Source organism: Inquilinus limosus DSM 16000 (assembly GCF_000423185.1).
Lineage (GTDB): Bacteria > Pseudomonadota > Alphaproteobacteria > DSM-16000 > Inquilinaceae > Inquilinus > Inquilinus limosus.
The window spans coordinates 131,273-155,706 of sequence record NZ_AUHM01000013.1 but is presented as its reverse complement, the minus strand read 5'-3'; the positions used below and the strand labels follow the sequence as shown (position 1 = coordinate 155,706).

The 24,434-nt window shown below is 68.9% G+C and carries 23 protein-coding genes and 1 riboswitch; of the genes, 8 read left to right on the top strand and 15 right to left on the bottom strand.

All coding sequences use genetic code 11. The annotated features are described in order from the left end of the window. Nucleotides 1–121 precede the first annotated feature (121 nt). Together G537_RS0114060 and G537_RS0114055 are read left to right on the top strand one after the other, a co-directional pair. Complete coding sequence (locus G537_RS0114060; protein WP_026870663.1) at nucleotides 122–1,435, top strand: aminotransferase class V-fold PLP-dependent enzyme; 1,314 nt, start codon at nucleotides 122–124, stop codon at nucleotides 1,433–1,435. A 23-nt stretch (nucleotides 1,436–1,458) separates the two neighbouring features. Continuing rightward, entirely contained in the window at nucleotides 1,459–2,196 is a 738-nt protein-coding gene (locus G537_RS0114055) for an SDR family NAD(P)-dependent oxidoreductase (RefSeq protein ID WP_026870662.1), read from the top strand. Between the two features lie 16 nt (nucleotides 2,197–2,212). Here the strand turns inward: G537_RS0114055 and G537_RS37945 are convergent, their stop codons facing one another. Next, nucleotides 2,213–3,439 (bottom strand): adenylate/guanylate cyclase domain-containing protein, encoded by a 1,227-nt coding sequence (locus G537_RS37945; protein ID WP_162146109.1) that lies wholly within the window; start codon nucleotides 3,437–3,439, stop codon nucleotides 2,213–2,215. 101 nt (nucleotides 3,440–3,540) lie between these two features. On the opposite strand from G537_RS37945, the gene G537_RS0114045 reads away from it, so the two are divergent. After that, on the top strand, nucleotides 3,541–4,749 hold the full coding sequence (locus G537_RS0114045) for a glycoside hydrolase 64/thaumatin family protein (protein ID WP_026870661.1): 1,209 nt from the start codon (nucleotides 3,541–3,543) through the stop codon (nucleotides 4,747–4,749). 54 nt (nucleotides 4,750–4,803) lie between these two features. Here G537_RS0114045 and G537_RS0114040 read toward each other — a convergent pair whose 3' ends face one another. The 4 genes from G537_RS0114040 to G537_RS0114025 all read right to left on the bottom strand — a co-directional run bounded on the left by G537_RS0114040 (nucleotide 4,804) and on the right by G537_RS0114025 (nucleotide 9,407). Next, nucleotides 4,804–5,601 carry an FAD binding domain-containing protein gene (locus G537_RS0114040; protein WP_026870660.1) on the bottom strand — a complete coding sequence of 266 codons (798 nt, stop codon included), beginning with the start codon at nucleotides 5,599–5,601 and terminating at the stop codon, nucleotides 4,804–4,806. Nucleotides 5,602–5,611: 10 nt separating this feature from the next. Next, entirely contained in the window at nucleotides 5,612–7,981 is a 2,370-nt protein-coding gene (locus G537_RS0114035; RefSeq protein ID WP_026870659.1) for a xanthine dehydrogenase family protein molybdopterin-binding subunit, read from the bottom strand. 13 nt (nucleotides 7,982–7,994) lie between these two features. Next, nucleotides 7,995–8,486: a (2Fe-2S)-binding protein gene (locus G537_RS0114030; protein ID WP_026870658.1), complete on the bottom strand. Its 492-nt coding sequence runs from the start codon at nucleotides 8,484–8,486 to the stop codon at nucleotides 7,995–7,997. Between the two features lie 147 nt (nucleotides 8,487–8,633). After that, complete coding sequence (locus tag G537_RS0114025) at nucleotides 8,634–9,407, bottom strand: SRPBCC family protein (protein ID WP_026870657.1); 774 nt, start codon at nucleotides 9,405–9,407, stop codon at nucleotides 8,634–8,636. 250 nt (nucleotides 9,408–9,657) lie between these two features. On the opposite strand from G537_RS0114025, the gene G537_RS0114020 reads away from it, so the two are divergent. Beyond that, complete coding sequence (locus G537_RS0114020; protein WP_245579024.1) at nucleotides 9,658–11,043, top strand: sodium:proton antiporter; 1,386 nt, start codon at nucleotides 9,658–9,660, stop codon at nucleotides 11,041–11,043. A 1-nt stretch (nucleotide 11,044) separates the two neighbouring features. Here the strand turns inward: G537_RS0114020 and thiQ are convergent, their stop codons facing one another. The 3 genes from thiQ to thiB are packed head-to-tail and all read right to left on the bottom strand — an operon-like array spanning nucleotide 11,045 to nucleotide 14,386. Beyond that, on the bottom strand, nucleotides 11,045–11,770 hold the full coding sequence (gene thiQ, locus G537_RS0114015) for a thiamine ABC transporter ATP-binding protein (RefSeq protein WP_211230378.1): 726 nt from the start codon (nucleotides 11,768–11,770) through the stop codon (nucleotides 11,045–11,047). Next, nucleotides 11,751–13,409 (bottom strand): thiamine/thiamine pyrophosphate ABC transporter permease, encoded by a 1,659-nt coding sequence (gene thiP / locus G537_RS0114010; protein ID WP_081688801.1) that lies wholly within the window; start codon nucleotides 13,407–13,409, stop codon nucleotides 11,751–11,753. The genes thiQ and thiP overlap by 20 nt, the downstream gene beginning before the upstream one ends. Then, nucleotides 13,385–14,386 (bottom strand): thiamine ABC transporter substrate binding subunit, encoded by a 1,002-nt coding sequence (thiB, locus tag G537_RS0114005; RefSeq protein ID WP_026870653.1) that lies wholly within the window; start codon nucleotides 14,384–14,386, stop codon nucleotides 13,385–13,387. The genes thiP and thiB overlap by 25 nt, the downstream gene beginning before the upstream one ends. Before the next feature lie 52 nt (nucleotides 14,387–14,438). Then, nucleotides 14,439–14,543: riboswitch (TPP riboswitch) on the bottom strand. Between the two features lie 122 nt (nucleotides 14,544–14,665). Here thiB and G537_RS37940 point away from each other — a divergent pair. Together G537_RS37940 and G537_RS0113995 are read left to right on the top strand one after the other, a co-directional pair. Then, on the top strand, nucleotides 14,666–14,932 hold the full coding sequence (locus G537_RS37940) for an antitoxin (RefSeq protein ID WP_051248404.1): 267 nt from the start codon (nucleotides 14,666–14,668) through the stop codon (nucleotides 14,930–14,932). Nucleotides 14,933–14,964: 32 nt separating this feature from the next. Further along, on the top strand, nucleotides 14,965–15,633 hold the full coding sequence (locus tag G537_RS0113995) for a peroxiredoxin (RefSeq protein ID WP_026870652.1): 669 nt from the start codon (nucleotides 14,965–14,967) through the stop codon (nucleotides 15,631–15,633). Between the two features lie 19 nt (nucleotides 15,634–15,652). Here the strand turns inward: G537_RS0113995 and lepB are convergent, their stop codons facing one another. The 7 genes from lepB to G537_RS0113960 all read right to left on the bottom strand — a co-directional run bounded on the left by lepB (nucleotide 15,653) and on the right by G537_RS0113960 (nucleotide 22,685). Then, complete coding sequence (gene lepB / locus G537_RS37935; RefSeq protein ID WP_162146108.1) at nucleotides 15,653–16,363, bottom strand: signal peptidase I; 711 nt, start codon at nucleotides 16,361–16,363, stop codon at nucleotides 15,653–15,655. Further along, complete coding sequence (locus tag G537_RS0113985; RefSeq protein ID WP_026870651.1) at nucleotides 16,360–17,298, bottom strand: acetamidase/formamidase family protein; 939 nt, start codon at nucleotides 17,296–17,298, stop codon at nucleotides 16,360–16,362. The genes lepB and G537_RS0113985 overlap by 4 nt, the downstream gene beginning before the upstream one ends. 71 nt (nucleotides 17,299–17,369) lie before the next feature. Then, nucleotides 17,370–18,221, bottom strand: coding sequence for a carbohydrate ABC transporter permease (locus G537_RS0113980; protein ID WP_026870650.1), 852 nt, complete (start codon nucleotides 18,219–18,221; stop codon nucleotides 17,370–17,372). 15 nt (nucleotides 18,222–18,236) lie between these two features. Next, nucleotides 18,237–19,160 (bottom strand): carbohydrate ABC transporter permease, encoded by a 924-nt coding sequence (locus G537_RS0113975; RefSeq protein ID WP_245579023.1) that lies wholly within the window; start codon nucleotides 19,158–19,160, stop codon nucleotides 18,237–18,239. Between the two features lie 169 nt (nucleotides 19,161–19,329). After that, a complete protein-coding gene (locus G537_RS0113970) occupies nucleotides 19,330–20,598 on the bottom strand; it encodes an ABC transporter substrate-binding protein (RefSeq protein ID WP_026870648.1) in 1,269 nt (422 codons plus the stop codon). Between the two features lie 183 nt (nucleotides 20,599–20,781). Further along, nucleotides 20,782–21,960, bottom strand: a complete 1,179-nt coding sequence (locus G537_RS0113965; protein WP_026870647.1) for a PLP-dependent transferase — start codon at nucleotides 21,958–21,960, stop codon at nucleotides 20,782–20,784. Then, nucleotides 21,957–22,685, bottom strand: a complete 729-nt coding sequence (locus G537_RS0113960; RefSeq protein ID WP_026870646.1) for a FadR/GntR family transcriptional regulator — start codon at nucleotides 22,683–22,685, stop codon at nucleotides 21,957–21,959. Before G537_RS0113960 ends, G537_RS0113965 begins: the two co-directional genes overlap by 4 nt. Before the next feature lie 144 nt (nucleotides 22,686–22,829). On the opposite strand from G537_RS0113960, the gene G537_RS0113955 reads away from it, so the two are divergent. After that, nucleotides 22,830–23,693: a lytic transglycosylase domain-containing protein gene (locus tag G537_RS0113955; protein WP_211230377.1), complete on the top strand. Its 864-nt coding sequence runs from the start codon at nucleotides 22,830–22,832 to the stop codon at nucleotides 23,691–23,693. Between the two features lie 62 nt (nucleotides 23,694–23,755). Next, nucleotides 23,756–24,394 (top strand): YiaD family glycine zipper/OmpA-like lipoprotein, encoded by a 639-nt coding sequence (locus G537_RS0113950; RefSeq protein WP_081688799.1) that lies wholly within the window; start codon nucleotides 23,756–23,758, stop codon nucleotides 24,392–24,394. Nucleotides 24,395–24,434: the final 40 nt, after the last annotated feature.

Sequence of the window (24,434 nt, the reverse complement as noted above, 5' to 3'; positions counted from 1 at the left end):
ATGGACGGGCAGGGGCCAGTCTCACCACTGCCGCGGGCCGTCACCGAGCTGTCATTGGCCCGTCGTCAATCCTTCGCCACCGACATGGTTCCTTCCGGCGACTTCGAAAAGGGAGAGACCGATGATCGACACTGCCTTCGCGATCCGCCGGCGGACCCTGGTCGGCAGCCTGGTCGCCGCTGCGGCGCTGACGCGCACCGGGACCGCCGACGCGGCCGTGCTTCCGGCCGCGCCCGAGGGAACCGCAGCCGATCTCGCCCGGAAAGGCGCCTATTGGGACGAGGTGCGCAAGCTCTATGCGGTGACCGGCGAGATCACCAATCTGGAGAACGGCTACTGGGGCATCATGGCCGAGCCGGTGCGGCGCGAGTACCTGCGCCTGACCGACATGGTCAACCGCGACAACTCCTTCTACGCGCGGGCCAAGTCGGGCGCGGATCTGGAGAAGGTTCGGCAGGCCGTAGCCATGGCGGTCGGCGCGGCGCCGGAGGAGATCGCCCTGACCCGCGGCGCGACCGAGGCGCTGCAACTGCTGATCGGCAACTACAACCGGCTGCAGCCAGGCGACGCGGTGATCTATTCCGATCTCGACTATGATTCGATGCAGTACGCGATGAACGCGCTGAAGGCCCGACGCGGCGTCGAGGTGGTGAAGTTCGCGCTGCCGGAGCCGGCGACGCGCCAGGCCGTGCTGGACGCCTATGAGCAGGTCCTCGCCGCCAACCCCAAGGCGCGCCTGCTGCTGCTGACCCAGCTCAGCCACCGCACCGGACTCGTGATCCCGGTCGCCGAGATCGCGGCCATGGCCAAGGCGCGCGGCGTGGATGTGATCGTCGATGCCGCCCATTCCTGGGGCCAGATCGACTTCGCAGTGACCGATCTCGGCGCCGATTTCGTCGGCTTCAACCTGCACAAATGGATCGGCGCGCCGCTGGGCGTGGGCTTCCTTTATATCCGCAAGGACCGGCTGCCCGACATCGATCGCGACATGGCCGACGAGGACTGGCCGGAGGCCGATATCCGCTCCCGTGTCCACACCGGCACGGTGAACTTCGCCGCGGTGCTGGCCGTGCCGCAGGCGATCGCCCTGCACCAGGAGATCGGCGCGGCTCGGAAGCAGGCGCGGCTGCGCCATCTGCGCGACTATTGGGTGTCGCGGGCCAAAGGGTTCAAGGACCTGCAGATCCTGACCCCGGACGAGCCCGGCAGCTATGGCGCGATCACCTCGTTCCGCCTGGCGGGGCGGTCCGACAAGGCGGCGAACGACGCGATCGTGGCGACGCTGCGCGACACGCATGGCGTCCTGACGGTGCGGCGCGCCGGCGTCGCGGCCGGCCAGTGCATCCGGGTGACGCCGGCCCTCTACACGCAGGAGGCCGATCTCGATCGTCTGGTGCAGGCGCTGGCCGCCGTCACCGGCTCGACCGCCGGGTAGGTTCGGGTGTTAGACTGCAGGGCATGACTGACCTGAAGAACCGGGTGGCCCTGGTCACCGGCGGCTCGCGCGGCATCGGCAAGGCGGTCGCCCTGGCCTTGGCCGAGGCGGGGTCTGCGGTCGCCGTGAACTATCGCAGCCGTGCCGAGGAGGCGGAGGTCGTCGTCGAAGCCATTCGCAAAGGCGGTGGCCGCGCCGCCGCTTTCGGCGCCGACGTTTCGCTTCGAACCGCGGTGCAGAACATGGTCCGTGACGTGGAGGAACAGCTCGGCCCGGTCGACATCCTGGTCAACAATGCCGGCATGGCGGCTGTCCGCGGCCTCGACGACATCACGGAAGAGGATTTCGACCGCGCCATCGCGGTCAATCTGAAATCCGCCTTTCTCTGCACCCAGGCCGTCCTGCCGGGCATGCGGGCGCGGCGCTGGGGCCGGATCGTCAATATCTCCTCGATCGGAGCCCGCATCGGCTCCGGCTCGGTCAGCATTGCCTATGCCGCATCCAAGGCCGGGCTCGAAGGCCTGACGCGCGGCTATGCCCTGCGGCTCGCGCCGGAGGGCGTGACGGTCAACGCCGTGGCGCCGGGCCTGATCGACACGGAGATGGGGAGGCCGCTGATCGAGGCCGGTGCTGCCGCCCGCATTCCGGTCGGGCGAACCGGAACGGGTGACGAGATCGCGCAGGCGGTCCTGCTGCTCGCGGGCAACGGCTACATGACCGGCCAGACGATCGCGGTCAACGGCGGCTCGCTGTTTTCCTGAGGTCGTCTTAGCGGAGCTACGCCGCGTTGGGAATCGTCTCGCCGCGCAGCTCGGCGGCCGGCGTGAACAGCTCCTGCGGCTGCGGCACGCCGCGCAGGCGGCGGGTGCCGCAGGAGATCAGGCGCACCGGGCACAGCTCGGCGAAGCGGGACGAGGTCAGGATGCGCCGGCCGATCAGCTTGGTCATTTGCTCGATACGCGCCGCCCGGTTCACCTCCGGCCCGACCACGGTGAAGTCGAGCCGGTCCGGCGCGCCGATATTGCCGAAGATCACCTCGCCGACATGCAGCGCGATTCCCGCCTCGATCGCGTCCAGCCCCTCGGCCCGGCGGCGGTCGTTCAGGGCGTCGAGGCCGGCGAAGGCGTCCAGAGCGCCGATCAGGCCGCGGGCGCAGGCTTCCTCCGCCGCCTCGCCGTCGCCGAGGCGGAAGATGGCGAGGACGCCGTCGCCCATGAACTTCAGCACCTCGCCGCCGGCGCCGTGCACCGCGCCGACGACGATGGTGAAGTACTCGTTCATCAGCTGCAGCAGGGCATCGCGCGGCGTCGCCTCGGCCCGGGCGGTGAAGCCGCGCATGTCGCAGAACAGGATCACCGCCTCCAGCGACCGGGCGCCGCCGCGCACCACCTCGCCCTCCAGGATCCGCCGGCTGGCCTCGCGCCCGACATAGGTGTCGAGCAGATGCGCCATCTTCTGCCGGTCGACCATGATCTCGCAGACGGCGCCGAGCGCGGGCAGGATGTGCTGCACCAGAGCGATCTGATCGTCCGAAAATCCATCCGGAATGTCGGAGACCATGCCGAAGCCGGTGGTCCGCTGGTCGGTGCCGAAACGCATCGGCATCAGCACATAGTCCGCCGCTCCCTCGGCGTGCAGTTCCGCCAGCAGCGGGAACTCGATATTGGCCTCGGGGCCGGTCAGCCGCCGTCGGACCATCGCGCCCGTCCGGTGCATCTCCCCGATCGGGCTGTTGTGATACATCTCGCCGTCGGCCCGCTCGCGCTCGAACCGGATCTCGCGCGCCTCAGGGGCCGAGGCCCGCCACTCATAGGTGGCGGCGCTGATCAGCGGGTGGAACTGCGGCAGGTGGAAGGTCAGCCGCCACAGCGGATAGCCGGCCTGGACGAGGCGCTGGGCCAGCTCCTGCAGCAGCGGGGCCGGCGAGGGCAGGGCGCGTGCGGGCCCGAGCAGCCAGCAGATGATCTCGGCGGAATCGAGCATCCTGGTAGGATGAAGCGTCATCGCCGTTTCGGGAAGAGGCCGTCCGGCCGGGTTCACACCTGGTCTCGGCGCACGTCCCTGTCCGGTGAGCCTGTGGCCAGAGAACAGCAGGGGCATGGACCATGACGACCGAATTCCCGGCCTTCCCCGCAGCGCGCATCCGCCGCGGGACCGCGATCCTCGCGACCTTGCTGCTGGTCGCCGACGGCGCCTTGGCGCAGACGCAGACGAGCCTCCTACGAGTGACCAACCAGTGCCCCTATCCGATCTGGATCCAGCAGGATGACGCCCATCGGACGAACGACCCGGTGGTGGTGCCGATCGCTCAAGGAGCATCCTACGATTACTCGATTCCCGAGGCCGGGCTGGCCTCCACCCGGTTCTGGGCCAAGGCGGCCTGCGACAGCAAGGGGTGGAACTGCGGCATCGGCGAGAGCGTGGGGGTGTCGAACGCGGTCAGCGGCGGCGACCAGACCACGCAGACGGTCTACGACTCGCCGATCGACAGCAAGTTCGAGGCCACATGGGGGTGCCAGCTGGATGATTCTAGCCAGTGCGCGCTGAACCCGTCGAACCAGCAGCCGCTGCCGGCCACGACCTCCTGGGACGCCTCGGCGGTCGACGGCTACACCTTCGCCTACACGGTCCTGGTCAAGAACGATCCGAACGGCAGCTGCACCGACCAGGGCGGCAAGCCGGTGACGAAGATCGACTGCAGCGGCCTCGATGTTGGGCAATGCCCGACGGGCGAAGACCTGTCCTCGGCGGGCACCTATCCGGAGATCAACGGCATCGCCGTATCCGACCTGTCGCTCGCCTATGGCGCCTACACCGACACGTCCAAGGTGGTCGGCTGCTTCAGCCCGTGCACGCTGTTGACCAGTGGTCAGTGGCTGGGCCGCAGCGAGCAGTTCGGGAACCTGACGCCGGAGTCCGACCAGGCCCAGCTCTATTGCTGCCCCACCGCGGCCGGCGAGCCCTGGTCGGTGTCGCCACAGCAATGCAGCTCGACCGGCAAGACCATCGGTGGCACGCCGATCCCGGCGGTGGCGCCGAAGACCAACTACGTGAACACCGTCCACGAGGTCTGCAATTCCTACGCCTACGCCTATGACGATGGCGTCGGTGCGGTGAACTGCGCGGCGACGGTGCAGTACGAGATGGTGTTCTGCCCCTCGGGCACGGGTCCGGAGCTGCCGCCGCAGCGCCAGCCGGCAACCTTCTGCAACCCGCAGCTCGGCGACATCTGCCCGGGCGGCGTCGCCTGCCCGACCACGGAAGCGGCCTGCGGCGCCGATCCGACGATGTGTCGCTGCCCCAGCGCCAGCTAGCGAAACGGCCCGCCGGGATGGTCCCGGAGGGCCGTTCGATGGCTCAAAGAGGACTCAGCCGGCGGCCTGGACCGCGCGCTTGGCCATCACCTTGACCAGATGAGCCCGATATTCGGCCGAGCCATGGATGTCGCCATTCATGCCGGCGGGATCGACCGACAGCCCGTCCAGCGCTGCGGCCGAGAAATTGCCGGCCAGCGCCTGCTCGGCCTCGGCCCAGCGGAACACGCCGTCCGACCCGGCGCCGGTGACGGCGAGGCGGATGCCGCCGGCGGTCCTGGTCACGAACACCCCGACCATGGCGTAGCGGCTGGCTGGGTTGTCGAACTTGACGTAGGTCGCCTTTTCCGGCTTCGGGAAGTGGACCGCGGTGATCAGCTCGTCCTCCTCCAGCGCCGTGGTGAACAGGCCCTGGAAGAAGTCGTCGGCCGCGATCTCGCGCTTGGTCGTGCGCACCGTCGCCCCGAGCGCCAGCACCGCCGCCGGGTAGTCGGCGCTGGGATCGTTGTTGGCGACCGAGCCGCCGAGGGTGCCGCGATTGCGCACCTGGGCGTCGCCGATGTCGCCGGCCAGGGCGGCGAGGGCGGGGATCACCCGCTTCACGACGTCGGAGGCGGCGACATCGGCGTGGGTGGTCATCGCGCCGATGGTCAGGCCGCCACTCTCCTCCTTGATCCCCTTCAGCTCCGCCGCGCCGCCGAGGTCGACGACGTCGGAGGGCGAGGCCAGGCGCTGCTTCAGCGTCGGGATCAGGGTCATGCCGCCGGCCAGGAACTTGCCGTCCGCGGCGGCGGTCAGCTTGGCCACCGCGTCGGCCGCGGAGGACGCCTTGTGATAGTTGAACGCGTACATCGTGGTCTCCTCACTCGGCGGCCATGGCCGGGCGGTCGGCGTGGATCGCCCGCCACACCCGCTCCGGCGTCGCCGGCATGTTCATGTCGCGGCCGATCGCGTCGGTGATCGCATTCATCAGCGCCGCCGGTGCCGCGATCGCCCCGGCCTCGCCGCAGCCCTTCACCCCGAGCGGGTTGGAGGGGTTGACGGTCTCGATCATGCCGACCTTGAAGCTCGGCAGGTCGTCCGCCCGCGGCATGCAGTAATCCATGTAGGAGCCGGTCAGCAGCTGCCCGGTCTCAGGGTCGTAGGCGCAGTTCTCCAGCAGCGCCTGGCCGATGCCCTGGGCCACCCCGCCATGCACCTGGCCCTCGACGATCATCGGGTTGATCACCCGGCCGAAATCGTCGACCGCCGTGTAGTTGGCGACGGTGACAACGCCGGTGTCCGGATCGACCTCGACCTCGCAGATCTGGGTGCCGGCCGGGAAGGTGAAGTTGATCGGGTCGTAGAAGGCGCTCTCCTCCAGCCCCGGCTCGACTCCCGGCGGGTAGTTGTGCGGCACATAGGCGGCGAAGGCGACCTCCTGGATCGTTTTGGCCCGGTCGGTGCCGGCGACGGTGAACTTGCCGTCCTTGAACTCGATGTCGGCCTCGGCCGCCTCGAGCTGGTGCGCCGCGATCTTCTTGCCCTTGGCGATGATCTTCTCCGCCGCCTTGACGATGGCGGAGCCGCCGACGGCCAGCGAGCGCGAGCCGTAGGTGCCCATGCCGAAGGGCGTCTTGTCGGTGTCGCCGTGCACCACCTCGACCTGGTCCGCCGGCACGCCGAGATAGCTCGACAGCAGCTGGGCGAAGGTCGTCTCGTGGCCCTGGCCGTGGCTGTGGCTGCCGGTGTGGATGGTGACGTTGCCGGTCGGGTTGAACCGGATCTTCGCCGATTCCCACAGCCCGACGCCAGCGCCGAGCGAGCCCACCGCCGCCGACGGCGCGATGCCGCAGGCCTCGATGTAGCTGGAGAAGCCGATGCCGCGCAGCTTGCCGCGGCTGGCGCTCTCCGCCTTGCGGGCCGGGAAGCCGGCATAGTCGGCCAGCTTCAGCGCCTCCTCCAGCGCCTTCGGGTAGTCGCCGCAATCATAGGTCATGATCACCGGCGTCTGGTACGGGTACTGGTTCGGCTGGATGAAGTTGCGGCGGCGGATCTCCGCAGGGTCCAGCTTCAGCTCGCGCGCCGCCAGCTCGACGATATGCTCGATGACGTATGTCGCCTCCGGCCGCCCGGCGCCGCGATAGGCGTCGACCGGCGCGGTGTTGGTGTAGACGCCGTCGACCTCGCAATAGATCGCCGGGATGGCGTACTGGCCGGACAGCAGCGGCGCGTAGAGGAAGGTCGGCACGCAGCTGGCGAAGGTGGAGAGATAGGCGCCGAGATTGGCCGTGGTGTGCACGCGCAGCGCCAAGAACCTGCCGTCCTGGTCCATCGCCAGCTCGGCGTGGGTGACGTGGTCGCGGCCATGCGCGTCGGCCAGGAAGCTCTCGCTGCGCTCGCCGGTCCACTTCACCGGCCGGCCGACCTTTTTCGCCGCCCAGACGCAGACCGTCTCCTCGGCATAGATGAAGATCTTCGAGCCGAAGCCACCGCCGACATCGGGCGCGATCACCCGCAGCTTGTGCTCCGGCGCGATGCCGACGAAGGCGGACAGCACCAGCCGCGCCACATGCGGGTTCTGGCTGGTAGTGTAGAGGGTGAAGCTGTCCGAGCCGCGGTCGTACTCGCCGATCGCCGCCCGCGGCTCCATCGCGTTCGGAATCAGACGGTTGTTCTGCAGGTCCAGCCTGGTGACGTGGGCGGCGCGGGCGAAGGCGGCCTCGACATCGGCCTTGTTGCCCAGTTCCCACTCATAGACCGTGTTGGCCGGGATGTCGTCATGCACCAGGGCCGCGCCGGCGTCGCGGGCCCGTTCGGGCAGCACGACGGCCGCCAGCTCCTCGTAGCTGACCTCGATCTTCTCGGCCGCGTCCTTGGCCTGGTCCTTGGTCTCGGCGATCACCACGGCGACATGATCGCCGACATAGCGCACCTTGCCCTGGGCCAGGGCCGGATGCGGCCCGGCCTTCATCGGCTCGCCGTTCTTCGACTTGACCAGCCAGCCGCAGATCAGACCGCCGACCTTGTCCTTCGCCAGGTCGTCGCCGGTGAAGACGGCGATGACGCCGGGCGAGGCCTCGGCCGCGCTCTTGTCGATGCCGCGGATCCGGGCATGCGCCACCGGCGAGCGCAGGAAATAGGCGTAGGCCTGGCCGGGGCGGTTGATGTCGTCGGTGTAGTGACCGTTGCCGGTCAGGAAGCGATAGTCCTCCTTGCGGCGCAGCGGGGCGCCGATGCCGTCGGGTGCCATGACCGTGCCCCCCTCATTCGGCCGCGATGCGCTGGCCGCCGGACTTGGCGGCGCAGTCGAGGACGGCCTTGACGATGTTGTGGTAGCCGGTGCAACGGCAGATGTTGCCCTCCAGCCACTCACGCACCTCGTGCTCGGTCGGGTTGGGGTTGTTCTGCAGCAGGTCGACGGCGCTCATCACCATGCCGGGCGTGCAGAAGCCGCATTGCAGGGCGTGATTCTCGCGGAAGGCCTCCTGCATCGGGTGCAGCGTGCCGTCGGGCGCCGCCAGGCCCTCGATCGTGGTCACCGAACTGCCTTCGGCCTGGACGGCCAGCATGGTACAGGACTTGACCGACCGGCCGTCGACATGGACGACGCAGGCGCCGCACTGGCTGGTGTCGCAGCCGACATGCGTTCCGGTGAGCTGCAGGTGTTCGCGCAGAAGCTGGACAAGCAGTGTCCGCGGTTCGACCTGCCGCGTCACCGACCTCCCGTTCACCGTCAGGGTCACGGTGGTGGTCATTCATTCCTCCCAAGCTGGCGTCAGGCCGCCGGGCACCGGCTGCGGCTGTTGCACGCCGCTTGCGGTGCCCGATCGGGCCACCCGGAAGGAAGGCTAAGGTTTCGTCCGACGATCGGTCAAGCGGGCCGAAGGTCGGTTCCGCCTGCGTTACAAATAGAGATACAGCAGCACCAGCACGATCACGACCAGGGCGGTGATCCAGACCGCCGGAGGCAGCCCGCCACGCCGCTCCTCGGCGGGCGGGGAAGGCGTCGCCGGGCGGGGCGGCTGGGCAGCGGCAGGCTCGGGTTTCGGCGTCGGCTCTGCGGCGGGCACCGGCTGCGGCGCAGGCACCGGCTCGGCGGTGCCGAAGCTCGGCGCCTCGGCCGGACTCGGCGGGGTCATGGTCTCCTCGGTCGGGACCGGGATCGGCACCGGGATCTCGGGCGCCGGCTCGGCCGGCGGGGGTTCCGCGGCGGGGGCGGGCGTCGGGGTTCCGGCGCGCTGCGCCATCTCGGCGGCGAAACGGGTGAAGAAGTCGTCGGCCATCTTCTTGGCGGTGCCGTCGATCAGCCGGGCGCCGAGCTGGGCCAGCTTGCCGCCGATATTGGCCTTCACCGTGTATTGCAGCAGGGTGCCGTCGCCGTCCTCGACCAGCTTCACGTCGGCGCCGCCCTTGGCGAAGCCGGCGGCGCCGCCTTTGCCCTCGCCGGAGATGGTGTAGCTCTCGGGCGGGTTCAGGTTGGACAGGGTGACCTGGCCGGCGAAGGTGGCCTTGACCGGCCCGACCTTGGCGGTGACGGTCGCCGCCATCTCGGTCGGCGAGGTCTTCTCCAGGCTGTCGCAGCCGGGAATCGACCGGCGCAGCACCTCGGGGTCGTTCAGTCCTTCCCAGACCACCGACCGCGGCGCCGCGATCCGATGCTCGCCCGTCATTTCCATGGCGTGATTCCCTCGTCTCGAGCCGGTCGGCTCCGTCCTGTCGAAGCTAGTGCGGGCCACCGGGCGCGACAACCCTACCTTGGGCGTGCCGGCCGAAGCGTCTCGATCGCGGCCGGAAAAGGTTGGCTGCACCGGCCTTCGCCGCCATACTCCGGCCGCCGAAATCACGAAGCAAGAAGGGATGTTCATGCCGGTGCTCCGACATGCCCGCCGCTGCCTGGGAAGCATCGCGGCGGGGACCGCGATGCTCATGTCGATCGCACCGGCCCGGGCGGCCTCCGACGGGGCGCCGCATCTGGACGGGTCGGAGCTCGGCCTCGCCTGGATCATCCCCTTCATCGGCATCCTGCTGTCGATCGCGCTGTTCCCGCTGATCCGGCCACATTTCTGGCACCGGCATTTCGGCAAGATCGCCGCCTTCTGGGGCCTGGCCTTCCTGCTGCCCTTCGCCGCCGTCCACGGCGCGGATCTGGCGCTGTTCGAGGTGGTGGCCGTCGCCCTGACCGAATATCTGCCCTTCATCATCCTGCTGGCGGCGCTGTTCGTCGTCGCCGGCGGGGTGCGGATCAAGGGCACGCTGGTCGGCACGCCCGTTGTCAATCTCGGCATCCTTTTCATCGGCACCGCGATCGCCAGCTGGATGGGCACGACCGGCGCCTGCATGCTGCTGATCCGGCCGCTGCTGCGCGCCAACGAGAACCGGCGCTTCCGCGTCCACACCGTGGTGTTCTTCATCTTCCTGGTCGGCAATATCGGCGGCGCCCTGACGCCGCTGGGCGACCCGCCGCTGTTCCTCGGCTTCCTGCAGGGCGTGTCGTTCTTCTGGCCGACCGCGCATCTGCTGGCGCCGATGCTGTTCTGCTCGGTGATCCTGCTGGCGCTCTACTTCGCCATCGACACCGTGCTGTTCCGGCGCGAGGGACAGCTGCGCGAGGTGCCGCCGGAGCCGCGGGTGCCGCTCGCCCTCGAGGGCGGGATCAATCTGCTGCTCCTGGTCGGCGTCGTCGGTGCCGTTCTGCTGAGCGGCGTGTGGCGGCCGGGCGTGGCGCTGACCGTCTATCACGTGCCGGTGGAGCTGCAGAACCTGGTCCGCGACCTGCTGCTGCTCGCCATCATCGGCCTGTCCTGGGTGCTGACCTCGAAGGAGAGCCGGCGGCTCAACGACTTCAACTGGTTTCCGATCATCGAGGTCGGCAAGCTATTCGCCGCGATCTTCGTTACCATCGTCCCGGCGATCGCGATCCTGCGCGCCGGCCGCGACGGGGCGCTGGCCGACCTGGTCGACCTCGTCGGCGGCACCGGCGACCCGAACAACCTAGCCTATTTCTGGCTGACCGGCGCCCTGTCCAGCTTCCTCGACAACGCGCCGACCTATCTCGTCTTCTTCAACATGGCCGGGGCCGATCCGCAGCACCTGATGGGGCCGTGGGCGGCAACGCTCGGCGCCATCTCCGCCGGCGCCGTGTTCATGGGCGCCAACACCTATATCGGCAACGCGCCGAACTTCATGGTTCGCTCGATCGCGCAGGAGCGCGGCGTGCAGATGCCCAGCTTCTTCGGCTACATGGCTTGGTCCTGCGGCATCCTGCTGCCGCTGTTCGTGCTGGTGTCGCTGGTGTTCTACGCGGGGCCGTGAGTCAATCGCCCGCCGGCCCCACGTAGCCGAGATAGTCGGCGATCTCCGGCAGCGGGGGGCGGGTCAGCAGCTCGGTCGCCGGGCCGGTGGCGGCGATGCGGCCGTCCTCGACGAAGGCGGCCTGCGCCTCGATGCCGGGCAGGGCGTCGAGCTGGTGGCTGACCATCAGCACGGTCAGGCCGCGCTCGCGCCGCAGCCGGTCGACCAGCCCCACCATCTCGCGCCGCTGCGCCGGGCCCAGCGCGGCGAAAGGCTCGTCCAGCAGCAGGATCGGGCGGTCGCGTACCAGGCTGCGGGCCAAGGCGACGCGCTGGCGCTCGCCGCCGGACAGCTCCGCCGGGCGGCGCGATTCCAGCCCTTCCAGATCGACATGGGCCAGCGCCTCCGCCACCTGCGCCGCCTCGGCCGAGGTCAGCCTGCCCGGATGCAAGCCCAGAGCCACATTCTTCGCCGCAGAGAGGTGCGGGAACAGATTATGGTCCTGGAACAAGGTGGTGACCGGCCGGGCCGCCGGCGGCAGGCCCAGCACGTCGCGGCCGAGCAGGCGCAAGGTGCCGGACAGTGGCGCCTCGAACCCGGCGATCAGGTTCAGCAGCGTGCTCTTGCCGGCGCCGCTCGGCCCGAACAGCACGACGAAGGTGCCGGCCTCGACCGCCAGGTCGAAGCGCATCTCCATCGCCTCGTAGCGATAGGTCAGACCCTCGATTTCAATTGCGTTCCTGGCCACCGAAGATCCTCTCGATCAGGCCGAACAGGGCCAGGCCCATCAGCACCAGCAGCAGCACCACGGTCGACGCCTCCTGCAGCCGGTAGGCGCCGAGCAACTGCGCCACCAGCACAGGCAGGGTCTCGTTGCCGTCGCCGCCGAACAGCGCGGCGGCGCCGAGATCGCCGAAGGCGAGGCCCGCGGCGATCGCCATAGCGAAGCCGGCCGGCCGGCGCAGCAGCGGCCATTCCACCAGCTTGAGCCGGGCCCAGCCGGACAGGCCCAGGCTGTCGGCCAGCCTTCCATGCCGGTGCTGCGCCAGTTCGGCGGCGCCGACCAGCAGGCGCAGCACGAAGGGCAGGGCCATCAGCGCGTTGGTCGCGGCGATGACCGGCAGCGCCCAGCGCCGCAGATCGGCGGTGCCGAGCAGCATGACGAACAGGCCGGCGCCGAGCGCCAGCGGCGGCACCACCAGCACCACCGTCCCGCTCAGCTCGAAGATCCGCGCCAGCCGGCGGCGACGCCGGCCGATGCGCAGCGCGGCGATGCTGTGCGCCAACGCCCAGCCCAGCACCAGGGCCAGCGTGGCGGCGCCGAGGGCGACGGCCAGGCTGCGCCCGGCGGCGCGCCACAGGGCGGCGCTGGACAGGATCGGCTTGCCGATCCCGGCCAGCCCTTCGACCAGGATGGCGGCCAGCGGCAGCAGCACGAAGCCGGCGGCCAGGATCAGCACGGCGGCGTCGATCGCGCGGGCGACAGGGGTCTGGCCGTCGCCGCGCAGCACCGGGCGCCCGACGCCGCCTTCGTCGGCAACCCGGCCGGTCAGACGCATCGCCGCCAGCACCAGCAGCGCGCAGAGGCCGATCTGCAGCAGCGACAGGGCGACGGCGCGGCCGGGGTCGAAGTCGAAGCGCAGCGCCTGGTAGATCGCGATCTCGATCGTCGCCGAGGCCGGGCCGCCGCCGAGCGTCAGCACCACGGCGAAGCTGGTGAAGCAGAGCAGGAAGACGAGTGCCGCCAAGCCGGGAAGCTGGCGCCGCAGCATCGGCCATTCGACCAGCCGGAACAGGTCGGCGCCGTGCAGCCCCAGCATCGACGCCAGGCGCCAGCTCTCGGCCGGGATCGTGCCCCAGGCCGAGAGCAGCACGCGCACGGCGAAGGGCATGTTGAAGAAGACATGGGCCAGCAGAATGCCGGTCAGGCCGTAGATGTTCGGCCGGATGGTCAGCCCCAGCGTCGCGAACAGATCGGCCAGCAAGCCGGAACGGCCGAACACGGTGAGGATGCCGAAGGCGCCGGCCACCGCGGGCACGATCATCGGCAGGCCGAACAGGCGCAGCAGCAGCGTCCGGCCGCGGAAGCGGCGACGCGACAGGGCGCGGGCGACCGGGATGGCGACGGCGACGCTGATCAGCGCCGACAGCCCGGCCTGCAGCGCGGTGAAGCGCAGCACCGACCAGAGATACGGATCGGCCCAGACCGCCAGCAGATCAAACTCCGACGCGGCGCGGACAAGACCCGTCGCCGCGGTGCCGATCAGCGCCGCGATGCCGAGGAGGGCCAGGAGGCCGGGGAGGGAGGCGATCCGGTGCGCCGTCGATTGGGTTCGCCGTGACGAACCCAATCGACGATCGCTCAACGACTGGTCGCCTGCAGCCATTCGGCGATCCAGGCGGCGCGGTTGGCGGCGACCTCCTCAGGTGCATAGAGCAGCGCCTTTACCGGGGTCGGCAGCGCCTTGTAGGCATCGGGCAGGCCGGCTTTCGGCGTCACCGCCGGAAACATCCACTGCGTCGTCGGCAGCAGATCCTGGAAGGCCGGGCTCAGCATGAAAGCCAGGAACCTGTCGGCAAGCTCGGGATGCCTGGACGACGCCAGCTTGGCCGCGACCTCCACCTGCAGGTAGTTGCCCTCGCTGAACACCGCGGCGCCGACATTGCTGTCGTTCTCCGCGATCACGTGGTAGGGCGGCGAGGTCAGGTAGCTGAAGGTCATCGGCACCTCGCCCTTGCGGAACAGGCCGTAGCTCTCGCTCCAGCCCGGGGTGACGGTCAGGATGCGCGGCTTCAGCCTGGCCCAGGCCTCCGGCGCCTTGTCGCCGTACACCTGCTTCACCCAGAGCAGCAGGCCGAGGCCCGGCGTGCTGGTGCGCGGGTCCTGGATGGTCAGCTCGAGGTCGCTGTTCTCGACCAGGTCGTGCAGGCTCTGCGGCGGGTTCGGCACCTTGGTCTTGTCGTAGACAAAGGCGAAGTAGCTCCAGTCATAGGGAACGAAGACCGGGTCGGTCCAGGCGACGGGCAGCGACAGGCCTTCCAGCTTCATGCCGTGCGGCGCGAACAGCCCGGTCGCCGTCGCCTCGGCGGTCAGGTTGGTGTCGAAGCCCAGCACCACGTCCGCCTGGCTGGACTTGCCCTCCAGCTTCAGCCGCGACAGCAGGGCGACGCCGTCCTCGACCGAGGTGAACTCCAGCGTGCAGCCACATTCGGCCTCGAACGCCTTCTTCACCTGCGGGCCCGGCCCCCACTCGGCGGTGAAGGATTCGTAGGTGTAGACCTTGAGCACCGGGGGCTCGGCCGCAGCCGGCCCGGCGACGGCGGAGCTCAGGGCCGTCAGCAGGACGGCGGCAATCAGGCGCATCTCGTTTCCTCCGCGGGGCAATGTCGGGCGGAAAGGGAAACTGTCGATGCCTGAGGCGTCGTCTCGTCCTCCCTCCGCCGGCATGACCCGGATCAGGTTCGTCGGGTTGGCGCTGGCGCGCCTCTCAGCCCCCGCTCGGGCACCCCGGCAAGACGCGCGCATCATCGGGTCGCGCCTTACGCCTGTCAACGAGACGACAGGCATGGAAGGTGCCATCCGCGATCTTGTCGTAAGACTCGCGGCGGCACATGTCTCCGAGGCCTATATTCGAGGTGGCCTATGGCTGAGCCGAAACGAGTGAAGCTGTTCCGCAATGGCCCCAACCAGGCGGTCCGAATCCCTGTGGAATTCGAACTCCCCGGAACTGAGGCGATCATGCACCGCGACGGCGCCCGCCTGGTGATCGAGCCCGTGCGCAGGCGCGGACTGGTGGCGCTGCTCAAGACGATGAGGCCCTTGGGCGAAGACTTTCCGGAGGTCAGCGATCCCGTGCCGGACGCGGCCGAGGGCTACGCTCCTGATGACACTGGACCCGCGGCGCGGTAAAATTGCGAAATTAACACACAGTGGAGGTAAATATGGCCGGCCCGCTCGCGATTGGTGAGGACGCGCCCGATTTCGAAGTCGAGACCACCGCGGGGCGGATCCGCTTCCACGACTGGCTCGGCTCGTCCTGGGGCGTGCTGTTCTCGCATCCCAAGGATTTCACCCCGGTGTGCACCACCGAGCTCGGCGCCGTGGCCAAGCTCAAGCCGGAATTCGACAAGCGCAACGTCAAGGTGATCGGCCTCAGCGTCGACCCGGTCGGCGATCACGAACGCTGGGCCCGGGACATCGAGGAGACCCAGGGCGCCGCCCCGAACTTCCCGGTGATCGGCGATTCCGAGCTGGTGGTGTCGAAGCTCTACGGCATGCTGCCGGCGGAGTCCGGAACCACCTCGCAGGGCCGCACCGCGGTCAACAACCAGACGGTGCGCAACGTCTACGTCATCGGCCCGGACAAGAAGATCAAGCTGGTGATCTCCTATCCGATGACCACCGGCCGCAACTTCGACGAGATCCTTCGGGTGATCGACTCGCTGCAGCTGACCGCGAAGCACAAGGTGGCGACCCCGGCGGACTGGAAGAACGGCGAGGATGTGATCATCGTCACCTCGGTCTCTGACGAGGAGGCGAAGCAGAAGTTCCCGGAGGGCTTCAAGACGCTGAAGCCGTATCTGCGCACCGTCGCCCAGCCGCGTGACTGATTATCCGAGCCCCCCGGGCTCAGCCCAGCCCGGGGACGCTCTCCGGCGGTACCAGCCAGCCGGAATCGGGCCGCAGCCGATAGACCACCCGGCCAATGATGGCCCTGGCCGGGATCGGGCCCACATCGGCAATGCGGCTGTCCATTGAGTTGTCCCGATTGTCGCCGAGCACGAAGGCGGCGTCCGGCGGAACCACGCGCTCGGGAACGTCGTCCAGTAGGCCGTTGTCGGACATCTCGGCGATCTCATACGGCCGGACGCCGCTCAGCGCCTCCTCATAGATCGAGACCTGTGTCGGCCCCATCGGCAGGTCCAGTTCCACCTGCCCCTTCGAACGCCGCTCCACGGCCTTGCCGTTCAGGACCAGCCGCCCGGCCTGCAGGGCGATCCGATCGCCTGGCACCCCGATAACCCGTTTGGCGAAGACCGTTTCGGGCCCTGGCGGCCGGAAGACGATGATCTCGCCGCGGCCGGGCACGGTCCCTGCCGCGCGCAGGTCGGCCAGAAGGACGTCCTTCTCTCCCAACGTCGGCATCATCGATGTGCTGCCCATCGCATAAGCCTTGGCCGGGATTCCGGCCGCAGTGAAACGGGCGGCCATGCCGGCGCCACCGAGCCAGTCACCAAGCGACGCTGCGGCGGCCGGGCCTGCCGAGAGGGCCAGCAGGACGGAGCCGGCGAGCCGTACCGCCTCGCGGCGGCCGCAGGATGTCGATCGAGTCACCGTCATCGCCGCAGCAAATCCTTCGTCATCATCATGTGCACGCCCTTGCAGCCGTTCACCGTCTGGGTGATGCGCAGGTCGCCGGCCAGGCTGCATAGGGTGTAGGCGTCCTCGCGCGACAGCCCGGCGGTCTCGCCGAGCAGCACGATCATGTCGCGCAGCGCCATCTCCGCGCAGCGGTCGAGGTCCGGATCCATCCCCATGGTGATGTGGTGGGTCGGGGTCTCGGCGCGGGGGTAGGCGAAGCCGAGGTCGTCGCGGACGATCAGCTGGAATGTGCCCTGCAGCGCGGTCTCGATCGCGGTGACGCAGACCTCACCGTCGCCCTGGGCGCCGTGACCGTCGCCGCAGGAGAACAGGGCGTCGTCGTTGAACACCGGCAGGTAGAGGGTGGTGCCGGCGACAAGTTCCTTGTTGTCGATGTTGCCGGCATGGGCGCGCGGCTGGATCGAGCCGATCCGGCCCCAGCTCTTCGGCGGCGCCACGCCCATGACGCCGAAGAAGGGCGCCAGCGGCAGGTCCAGGCCCCAAGGCAGTCGCCCGGTGCCGCGCTCCGCATCCAGCGGGATGTGCAGCAGCCGCGTTTCCTCGAAATCGTACGGCAGGGTGCCGGCCAGCGGCCGGATCACGTTGTAGCCCCAGTCCTGGCGCAGCGAGACGTCGAGAATCCGCACCTCCAGCACCTGGCCGGGCCTGGCGCCGCGGACCGCGACCGGACCGGTCAGGATGTGGCCGGGCGTAGACCGGTCGCAGCGCTCATGGATCTCATACAATTCCGGCGGGATGTGGAAGCCGCCGGTCGGCAGCACCTCGGGCCCGCCCGTCACGGTGTCGATCACGACCGTGTCGCCGCTGTCGACCGTCAGCACCGGCTCGCGCGCGGCGTCGAAATAACCCCAGGCGCAGGTCGCGGCCGAGGCAGGCAGATGATGCTGCGGCATGATCGGTTCCCTCCGGTGGCGCCGACACGCTCGGACGTTTCGGCGCCGCGTTCAAGCCCGCAGGGAACAGCTCATCCTTTGACGGCACCGGCCGTCAGCCCCTGCACCAGATAGCGCTGGATCACGGCGAAGAAGATGCAGACCGGGATCAGCGCCAGCACCGAGGCCGCGGTCATCTGCCCCCAGTCGACGCCGAACTTGGCGACGAAGGTCAGCAGGCCGACGGCGAAGGTCTTCTGGCTGTCGGAGTTGATCAGCATCAGCGCGAACAGGAGCTCGCTCCAGGCCGCGGTGAAGACGAAGCCCAGCGTCGCGCCCATGCCCGGCAGAGTCAGCGGCAGCACCACGCGGCGCAGCGCCTGGAAACGGCTGCAGCCGTCGATCATCGCCGCCTCCTCCAGGTCCTTCGGGATGGCGTCGAAGAAGGACTGCATCAGGAAGGTGGCGAAGGCGACGTTGAAGGCGCTGTAGATGACGATCAGCCCCATCAGGTTGTTGGTCAGGCCCAGCGGCGCCATCAGCCGGTAGACCGGCGGGATGATCATCACCAGCGGGAAGGTCTGGGTCAGCAGCAGCACGAACATCACCGCCGGCTTGGCCTTGAAGCGGAAGCGCGAGAAGGCGTAGCCGGAGGCCGAGGCGCAGAGCGTGACCACCGCCGCGGTGGCGATCGAGACGATGACGCTGTTCAGGAAGTAGCGCGGGAAGTTGCTGGCGGTCAGGACCGAACCGAAGTTCCCCAGCGTCCACTCCGACGGCCAGAAGGTGATGCCTTCGGAGAACAGGAGCTGGGTCGGCGTGACCGAGATCTTGACCAGCCAGTACAGCGGGAACAGGGCGAACAGCAGATAGGCGCCGATGCCGAGATAGAAGCCGGTGCCGCTGGCGAGGCGGCCGAGGCGGGAACGTCCGACGATGGTCATGGTCTTGGCGTCATCTCATTGCTCCGCGAGCAGGCTCTTGCGCATCCGGATCAGGATCGCGGCATAGAGCAGGAGGAGGAGCAGCAGCACCGTCGCCACGGCCGAGGCGTAGCCGAAGTTCAGCCGCGAGAAGGCCTGGGCGAAGATGTAGGTCGACAGGATGTTGGTGGCGTTGGCCGGGCCGCCATTGGTCATCACCCAGATCAGGTCGGCGAAGGTGGCGATCCAGATCGTGCGCAACAGCACGGTGATGGCGATGGTCGGCGCCAGGAACGGGATGGTGATCCTGGTGAAGCGCTGCCAAGCCGTGGCGCCGTCGATCGCCGCCGCCTCGTAGTAGTCGGACGGGATCGCCTGCAGTGCGGCGAGCAGGGTGATGGCGAAGAACGGAATGCCGAACCAGATATTGGCCAGGATCGGCCCCCACATGGCCAGGTCCGGATCGGACAGGATGTTGGACGGCTCCGGCAGCAGGCCGAGGCCGGCCAGCCAGTAGGGCAGGGGGCCGACCACCGGGTTGAACAGCCAGGCGAAGACCAGGCCGGACAGGAAGGTCGGCACCGCCCAGGGCAGGAAGACCAGCGCCTGCGTCAGCCGCTTCCCCGGGAAGTCCCGGTTCAGCAGCAAAGCGAGGCCGAGGCCGCCGAAGAACTGGAACACCAGGCTGCCGACGGTCCACCAGACCGTGTTCTTCAGCGCCCGCCAGAAATTCGCGTCACCGAGCAGCGTCTCGAAGTTCTTCAGCCCGATCCAGGTGCTCTTCCCGAACGGTCCGAAATTCTGGAAGGCATAGGACAGCCCGACGATCAGCGGCACCAGCATGCTGAGCGTCAGCAGGATGATGGCCGGGCTGAGATAGAGCCAGGGCTCCAGCGCATGGCCCAGCGCGCGGCGGAAAGATCCCGGGCGGGCGCCCGGGATCGCATGGGTCATGGTCATACTCGCCATCGCATCTTTGAACCCGTCATGGCGAGCCCCGCCCCAGAGTCCAAATGGGGGGCGTGGCCATCCAGGGCCGCTCGCACCGGCCCCTGGATGGCCACGGCGCGGCGCGCCTCGCCATGACGGCTTGGGAATGGCCGCAGGTCGAAGCGTCCGGCCACACGCATCACTTCTTGCTGGCCAGGAACTTCTGTTGCGCGGCGGTGAGGTAGTCGGCCCATTCCTTGGCCACGTCGGCGGCCGGCTTCTGGCCCAGCAGGGCCTCCTGGAAGCTCTGCACCGACATCACGTCGAAGAAGTAGCCGAACTCCTCGAGATGGGCCGGCCAGGGGATCGGCTGCCAGCGCGGGTCGTTCATCTCCTGGAACCAGCCGGCATAGCGCTCGCCGGCGAAATGCTCGTTCTTCTCGGCGCCCTTGTGGATCGGCAGCACGCCGACGAACTTGGCCCATTCGATGTTCTGGTCGGCGTCGAGCAGGAAGGACATCAGCTTCCAGCTCTCCTCCTTGTGCTCGCTGTTGGCGAACATCGACCAGCCGGCATAGCCGATCGAGGGATAGGCGTGGCCGCCGGGGCCGAGCGGCATCGGCGCCACTGCGAAGTCCTCGGGCTTCATGTGGTCGAGGATGCCGATCATCGCGTCCGGGTCGTTGTCCAGCATCGCGCAGGTGCCGGAGTAGAAGCCGGTGACGGTCTCGTTGAATCCCCAGTTCAGGCTGTCCTTCGGGGCGCCGCCGGCCTTGTACAGGTCGACCAGGAACTGCATGCCCTTGACCGCGCCTTCGTCGCCCAGGGTCGAGGTGCCGTCCTCGTTGAAGAACGTGCCCTTGCCGTCCATGGTCAGCATGAAGAAGGCGGTGCCGCCAGTGCCGCCCTTGCCGCCACGCAGGCAGTAGCCGGTCTTGCCGCCGCCCAGCGCCGCGATCTTCTTCGATACCTCCATGAACTCGTCGAGGGTCTTCGGCGGCTCCTGGATCCCCGCCTCCTGGAACATCTTCTTGTTCCAGTACAGGCCGCGCAGATAGAAGCCGTACGGCACCATGTAGGGGGTGTCGTTCACGGTCTTCGAGAACTGCACCGTCCGGTCGCTCAGGGTCGAGGCCTCGTCCCACTTGGCAATGTAGGGGCCGAGATCCTCGAGCTGCCCGTTGTTGGCGTAGAGCGACATCCAGCGCTCCGGCATCTCGGCGATGTCCGGGGTCTCGCCGGCCTGCACCATGGTCAGGAACTTCTCGAAGGCCTCGCCCCAGGGCAGCGAGACGATCTCGACCTTCACGCCCGGATTGGCGGCCTCGAACTTGGCGATCTGGCCCTTCAGGAACTCGGTGCGCTGCGGGCTGGTGATGACCTCGACCAGCTTCAGGTTGGTGTCGGCCAGCGCCGGGCCGGTGAAGGCGATCGCGGCCAGGCCGGCCAGGAGCATCAGACGTTTCACTTTTTTGCCTCCCTTGTTTGCGGTGTCGAAAGTCAGATCGGCGGTACGAAATCTTGAACCGTCATGGCGAGCCCCGGAGGGGCGTGGCCATCCAGGGCCGCTCGCATCGGCCCCTGGATGGCCGCGTCGCTTCGCGCCTCGCCATGACGGATGATTCGGATGGGCACGGCGATGACCCTCCCGTCAACTCACGGACCCTGCGAGGGCACGGTCGAGATCGGCCCACAGATCTTCGGTGTCCTCGAGTCCGACCGCGAGCCGGACGAGGCGCGGCGAGACCCCGAAGGCGGCGAAGGAGTTCGGGCCCTGGGCCTGGCGCAGCGTGGCCCGGGCCGGGACCACCAGGCTCTCATGCCCGCCCCAGCTGACGCCGAGCTTGAACAGCTTCAGCCCGTCGACCAGCCGCACCACGTCGACCTTCTCCTCCACTTCGAAGGAAAACAGGCCGCTGTGGCCGGTCAGCGTGGCGCCGCCGGGGTGGTTGGAGAAGGCCGGGTGCAGCACCCGGGTAACGAGCGAGTGCTCGGCCAGGCGGCGGGCGATGGTCAGGCCGCTCTCCTGGTGCTGGCGCATCCGCAGCGGCAGGGTGCGCATGCCGCGGACCAGCAGCCAGGCCTCGAAGGGCGACAGCTTGCCGCCAAGATAGGGGTGGGTCAGGTCGTTGATCCGGGCGATGCGCTCGGCCGAGCCGGCGATCACCCCGGCCACCGTGTCGCTGTGGCCCGACAGGTATTTCGAGGCCGAGTGCACGACCAGGTCGACGCCGTGCCGGATCGGCTGCTGGAACAGCGGCGTCGCCCAGGAATTGTCGATGATGGTGGCCGCGCCGTGCGCCTTGGCCAGGGCCGCGAGCCGCCCGATCTCCTGCAGCTCGAACATCATCGAGGTCGGGTTCTCGAGATAGAGCAGCTTCGCCCCCGGCAGCCGGGCCTCGACCGCGGCCGGGTCGCTCGCGTCGACATACTCGACGGCGATGCCGAGCCGCGGCAGCAGCTTCTCGAACAGGCGGTAGGCGTCGCCATAGACGTGGCGGGTGCAGAGGATGCGGTCGCCGGATCCGGCGATGCTGAGCACGGCGGCGCTGACCGCCGCCATGCCGCTGGCGGTGCCGCGGGCCGCCTCGGCCCCCTCCAGCGCCGCCACCTTGCGCTCGAACTCCTGCACCGTCGGGTTGTCGCCGCGGGAGTAGACCGGGCGCCGCACTTGGCCGGAGAAGGTCGCCTCCATCTCCGCATAGCTGGCGAAGGTGAACAGCGAGGTCTGATAGATCGGCGGCACCACCGCGCCGGCGGGGAAGCTGTCGTCATGCGCCAGCGTGGTGGCGACCCCGTACTCCCCGGGGACGGGAAAATCGTCGGTCATCGGGTCCGTCTGCGATCGGCGTCTCGGATGTCCTCATCGACCATGTCGATGATGGTCAGGGCGGCGTTGCGCGCGCCGTCCGGGTCGCGCCGGACGATCGCGTCGTACATCACGCGGTGATAGGGGAAGGTGCGTCCGGCGAAATCCGGCATGTCCAGCGGGTTCTCCCAGAAGCGGTGGAAGGCATCGCGCATGCTGGCCAGGATCTGCCCGAAGATCGGGTTCTCGGTGGCGCGGAAGATCGACTGGTGGAACTCCCAGTCCTGCTCCGGCGCGTCGCCGTATTTGGTGTGGTGCGCCTCCATGATGTCGAGGCGGCGGCCGATCTCGGCGATCTGCTCGGCCGTCGCCCGGCGGGCGCAGATCGCCGCGGCCTCGCCCTCCAGCGCCCGCCGCACCTCCAGCGTGTGCAAGAGCGTGGCGACGTCGGAGGCACGGTCGATGGTCAGCGGCATGTGGATGCTGGCGGTCGAGACCGGCACCTTGAGATAGGTGCCGCTGCCCTTGCGCATCTCGACGATGCCGAGGCCCTCCCAGCGCTTCAGCGCCTCGCGGATGGTGGAGCGGCTGACCTGCAACTGCTCGGCCAATTCGCGTTCCGGCGGCAGCCGCTCACCGGGCTTGATGCCGGCGCGCTCGACATGCTCCGCGATCGCCGCCAGGGCCGCTTCGTCACGCGTCGGCGTGCGGACCGGCAGCAGGGCGGGGCGGGGGCGGGCGGACATCGCGGTGGCGGTTGTCTATGCAGTGGAACGGCAAAATTGGTCTGACATCCCGACCACTTTGGGCGAATGCATCGAATGCCGTCAATACCGGTTAAGGTGGAGGCGACGGCGGCATCAAATCGCAATATCCTTGCGGAATTGCCGGTGCTCGATTCGACGGTGGTGTGGCTGCGCATGCGTTCGTTTGGCTGGATCGCGATCGCCTGCGCCCTGCTGTCGTCGGCAGCCGGTGCGGCGCAGGGCAAGGACGAGACGGTCGAGCAGGCGGTGTGCCGGCTGATCGAGCAGTCCGCCGCCGCCGAGGACCTGCCGCTGGAGTTCTTCACCCGGCTGATCTGGAAGGAGAGCCGGTTCCGGCCGCGCGCGGTCAGCCCGAAGGGGGCGCAGGGCGTCGCCCAGTTCATGCCCGGTACCGCCAAGCTGCGCGACCTGGCCGACCCGTTCGACCCGGAGACGGCACTGCCGGCCTCCGCCGCCTTCCTGGCCGAGCTGCGCGACCAGTTCGGCAATCTCGGCCTCGCCGCCGCCGGCTACAACGCCGGCCCCAACCGGGTCGCGAGCTGGATCGGCGGCCGCGGCTTCCTGCCCCTGGAGACCGAGGACTATGTCCTCTTCATCACCAAGCGCCCGGCCGACGACTGGATGCCGAAGGCCGACGGCAGCATCCCCAGCTTCGACGGCAGCTCGAAATCCTGCCTGGAGCTGCTGGCGTCGCTGAAGACCGAGGCGGACCGGGACGAGCTGGTCTCGCCGACCGCGCCCTGGCACGTGCAGATCGCCGGCAACTTCTCCAAGGGCCGGGCGCTGGCGTCCTACAACCGCGTCCGCCGGCGCTTTCCGCAGCTGATGGCGGGCATCCAGCCGATGATCGTCGGCACCCGCATGCTCAGCATGGGCACGCGACGCTTCTACCGGGTCAGCGTGCCGGCGCAGAGCCGGGCCGAGGGCAACCAGTTCTGCAGCCGCCTGCGCCGCGCCGGCGGCGCCTGTATCGTGCTGCGGAACTGATTGCGCTTGACGAACGCCGCCTCGCACCGATCCTCAATCTGATGCTGTCGAGGGAGGGTGCCATGCGTATCCATAAATGCCTGGTCGTGGTCGGTCTGGCCGCGGCGGTCGCGTCCTGCCAGTTCGACAGCTCGCGGAACACGATCGGCGGGGCGGCCGCCGGCGGTCTGGCCGGTGCGGGCATCGGCGCGCTGGTCAGCGGCGGCAACCGCGGTGAAGGAGCCCTGATCGGCGCCGGCATCGGCGCGCTCGCGGGCGGCGCCCTCGGCGCCTATATGGACCGGCAGCAGGCCGATCTGCGGCGCAACCTCGCCGGTACCGGCATCGATGTCACCCGCCGCGGCGACAACCTGATCCTGGACATCCCGGGCGACGTCACCTTCGCCACCGATTCCGCGACCATCAAGCCGCAATTCTACGGCCCGCTCGACAGCGTCGCGGCGACGCTGAACCAGTACACCGACACCTATATCGACGTGATCGGCCACACTGACAACACCGGGTCGGCCGAGTACAACCAGCGGCTGTCGGAGGCGCGGGCGCGCTCGGTCGCCGACTACATCTCCTCGCGCGGGGTCTATCCGCCGCGGATCAACATCGGCGGTGCCGGAGAGACCCAGCCGATCGCCAGCAACGCCACGGCCGCGGGGCGGCAGGAGAACCGGCGGGTGGCGCTGACGATCCGGCCCTTCGGGCAGTGATCCTGGACCAGAGGCAGCCGCTCGTCACGCCATAGCCGGC

What these genes read in the sequence shown, in the direction of transcription:
- G537_RS0114060 (WP_026870663.1), top strand. Translation starts at nt 122, where the DNA reads ATGATCGACACTGCCTTCGCGATCCGCCGGCGGACCCTGGTCGGCAGC.
- G537_RS0114055 (WP_026870662.1), top strand. Translation starts at nt 1,459, where the DNA reads ATGACTGACCTGAAGAACCGGGTGGCCCTGGTCACCGGCGGCTCGCGC.
- G537_RS37945 (WP_162146109.1), bottom strand. Translation starts at nt 3,439, where the DNA reads ATGACGCTTCATCCTACCAGGATGCTCGATTCCGCCGAGATCATCTGC.
- G537_RS0114045 (WP_026870661.1), top strand. Translation starts at nt 3,541, where the DNA reads ATGACGACCGAATTCCCGGCCTTCCCCGCAGCGCGCATCCGCCGCGGG.
- G537_RS0114040 (WP_026870660.1), bottom strand. Translation starts at nt 5,601, where the DNA reads ATGTACGCGTTCAACTATCACAAGGCGTCCTCCGCGGCCGACGCGGTG.
- G537_RS0114035 (WP_026870659.1), bottom strand. Translation starts at nt 7,981, where the DNA reads ATGGCACCCGACGGCATCGGCGCCCCGCTGCGCCGCAAGGAGGACTAT.
- G537_RS0114030 (WP_026870658.1), bottom strand. Translation starts at nt 8,486, where the DNA reads ATGACCACCACCGTGACCCTGACGGTGAACGGGAGGTCGGTGACGCGG.
- G537_RS0114025 (WP_026870657.1), bottom strand. Translation starts at nt 9,407, where the DNA reads ATGGAAATGACGGGCGAGCATCGGATCGCGGCGCCGCGGTCGGTGGTC.
- G537_RS0114020 (WP_245579024.1), top strand. Translation starts at nt 9,658, where the DNA reads ATGTCGATCGCACCGGCCCGGGCGGCCTCCGACGGGGCGCCGCATCTG.
- thiP (WP_081688801.1), bottom strand. Translation starts at nt 13,409, where the DNA reads ATGGCTGCAGGCGACCAGTCGTTGAGCGATCGTCGATTGGGTTCGTCA.
- thiB (WP_026870653.1), bottom strand. Translation starts at nt 14,386, where the DNA reads ATGCGCCTGATTGCCGCCGTCCTGCTGACGGCCCTGAGCTCCGCCGTC.
- G537_RS37940 (WP_051248404.1), top strand. Translation starts at nt 14,666, where the DNA reads ATGGCTGAGCCGAAACGAGTGAAGCTGTTCCGCAATGGCCCCAACCAG.
- G537_RS0113995 (WP_026870652.1), top strand. Translation starts at nt 14,965, where the DNA reads ATGGCCGGCCCGCTCGCGATTGGTGAGGACGCGCCCGATTTCGAAGTC.
- lepB (WP_162146108.1), bottom strand. Translation starts at nt 16,363, where the DNA reads ATGACGGTGACTCGATCGACATCCTGCGGCCGCCGCGAGGCGGTACGG.
- G537_RS0113985 (WP_026870651.1), bottom strand. Translation starts at nt 17,298, where the DNA reads ATGCCGCAGCATCATCTGCCTGCCTCGGCCGCGACCTGCGCCTGGGGT.
- G537_RS0113980 (WP_026870650.1), bottom strand. Translation starts at nt 18,221, where the DNA reads ATGACCATCGTCGGACGTTCCCGCCTCGGCCGCCTCGCCAGCGGCACC.
- G537_RS0113975 (WP_245579023.1), bottom strand. Translation starts at nt 19,160, where the DNA reads ATGACCATGACCCATGCGATCCCGGGCGCCCGCCCGGGATCTTTCCGC.
- G537_RS0113965 (WP_026870647.1), bottom strand. Translation starts at nt 21,960, where the DNA reads ATGACCGACGATTTTCCCGTCCCCGGGGAGTACGGGGTCGCCACCACG.
- G537_RS0113960 (WP_026870646.1), bottom strand. Translation starts at nt 22,685, where the DNA reads ATGTCCGCCCGCCCCCGCCCCGCCCTGCTGCCGGTCCGCACGCCGACG.
- G537_RS0113950 (WP_081688799.1), top strand. Translation starts at nt 23,756, where the DNA reads ATGCGTATCCATAAATGCCTGGTCGTGGTCGGTCTGGCCGCGGCGGTC.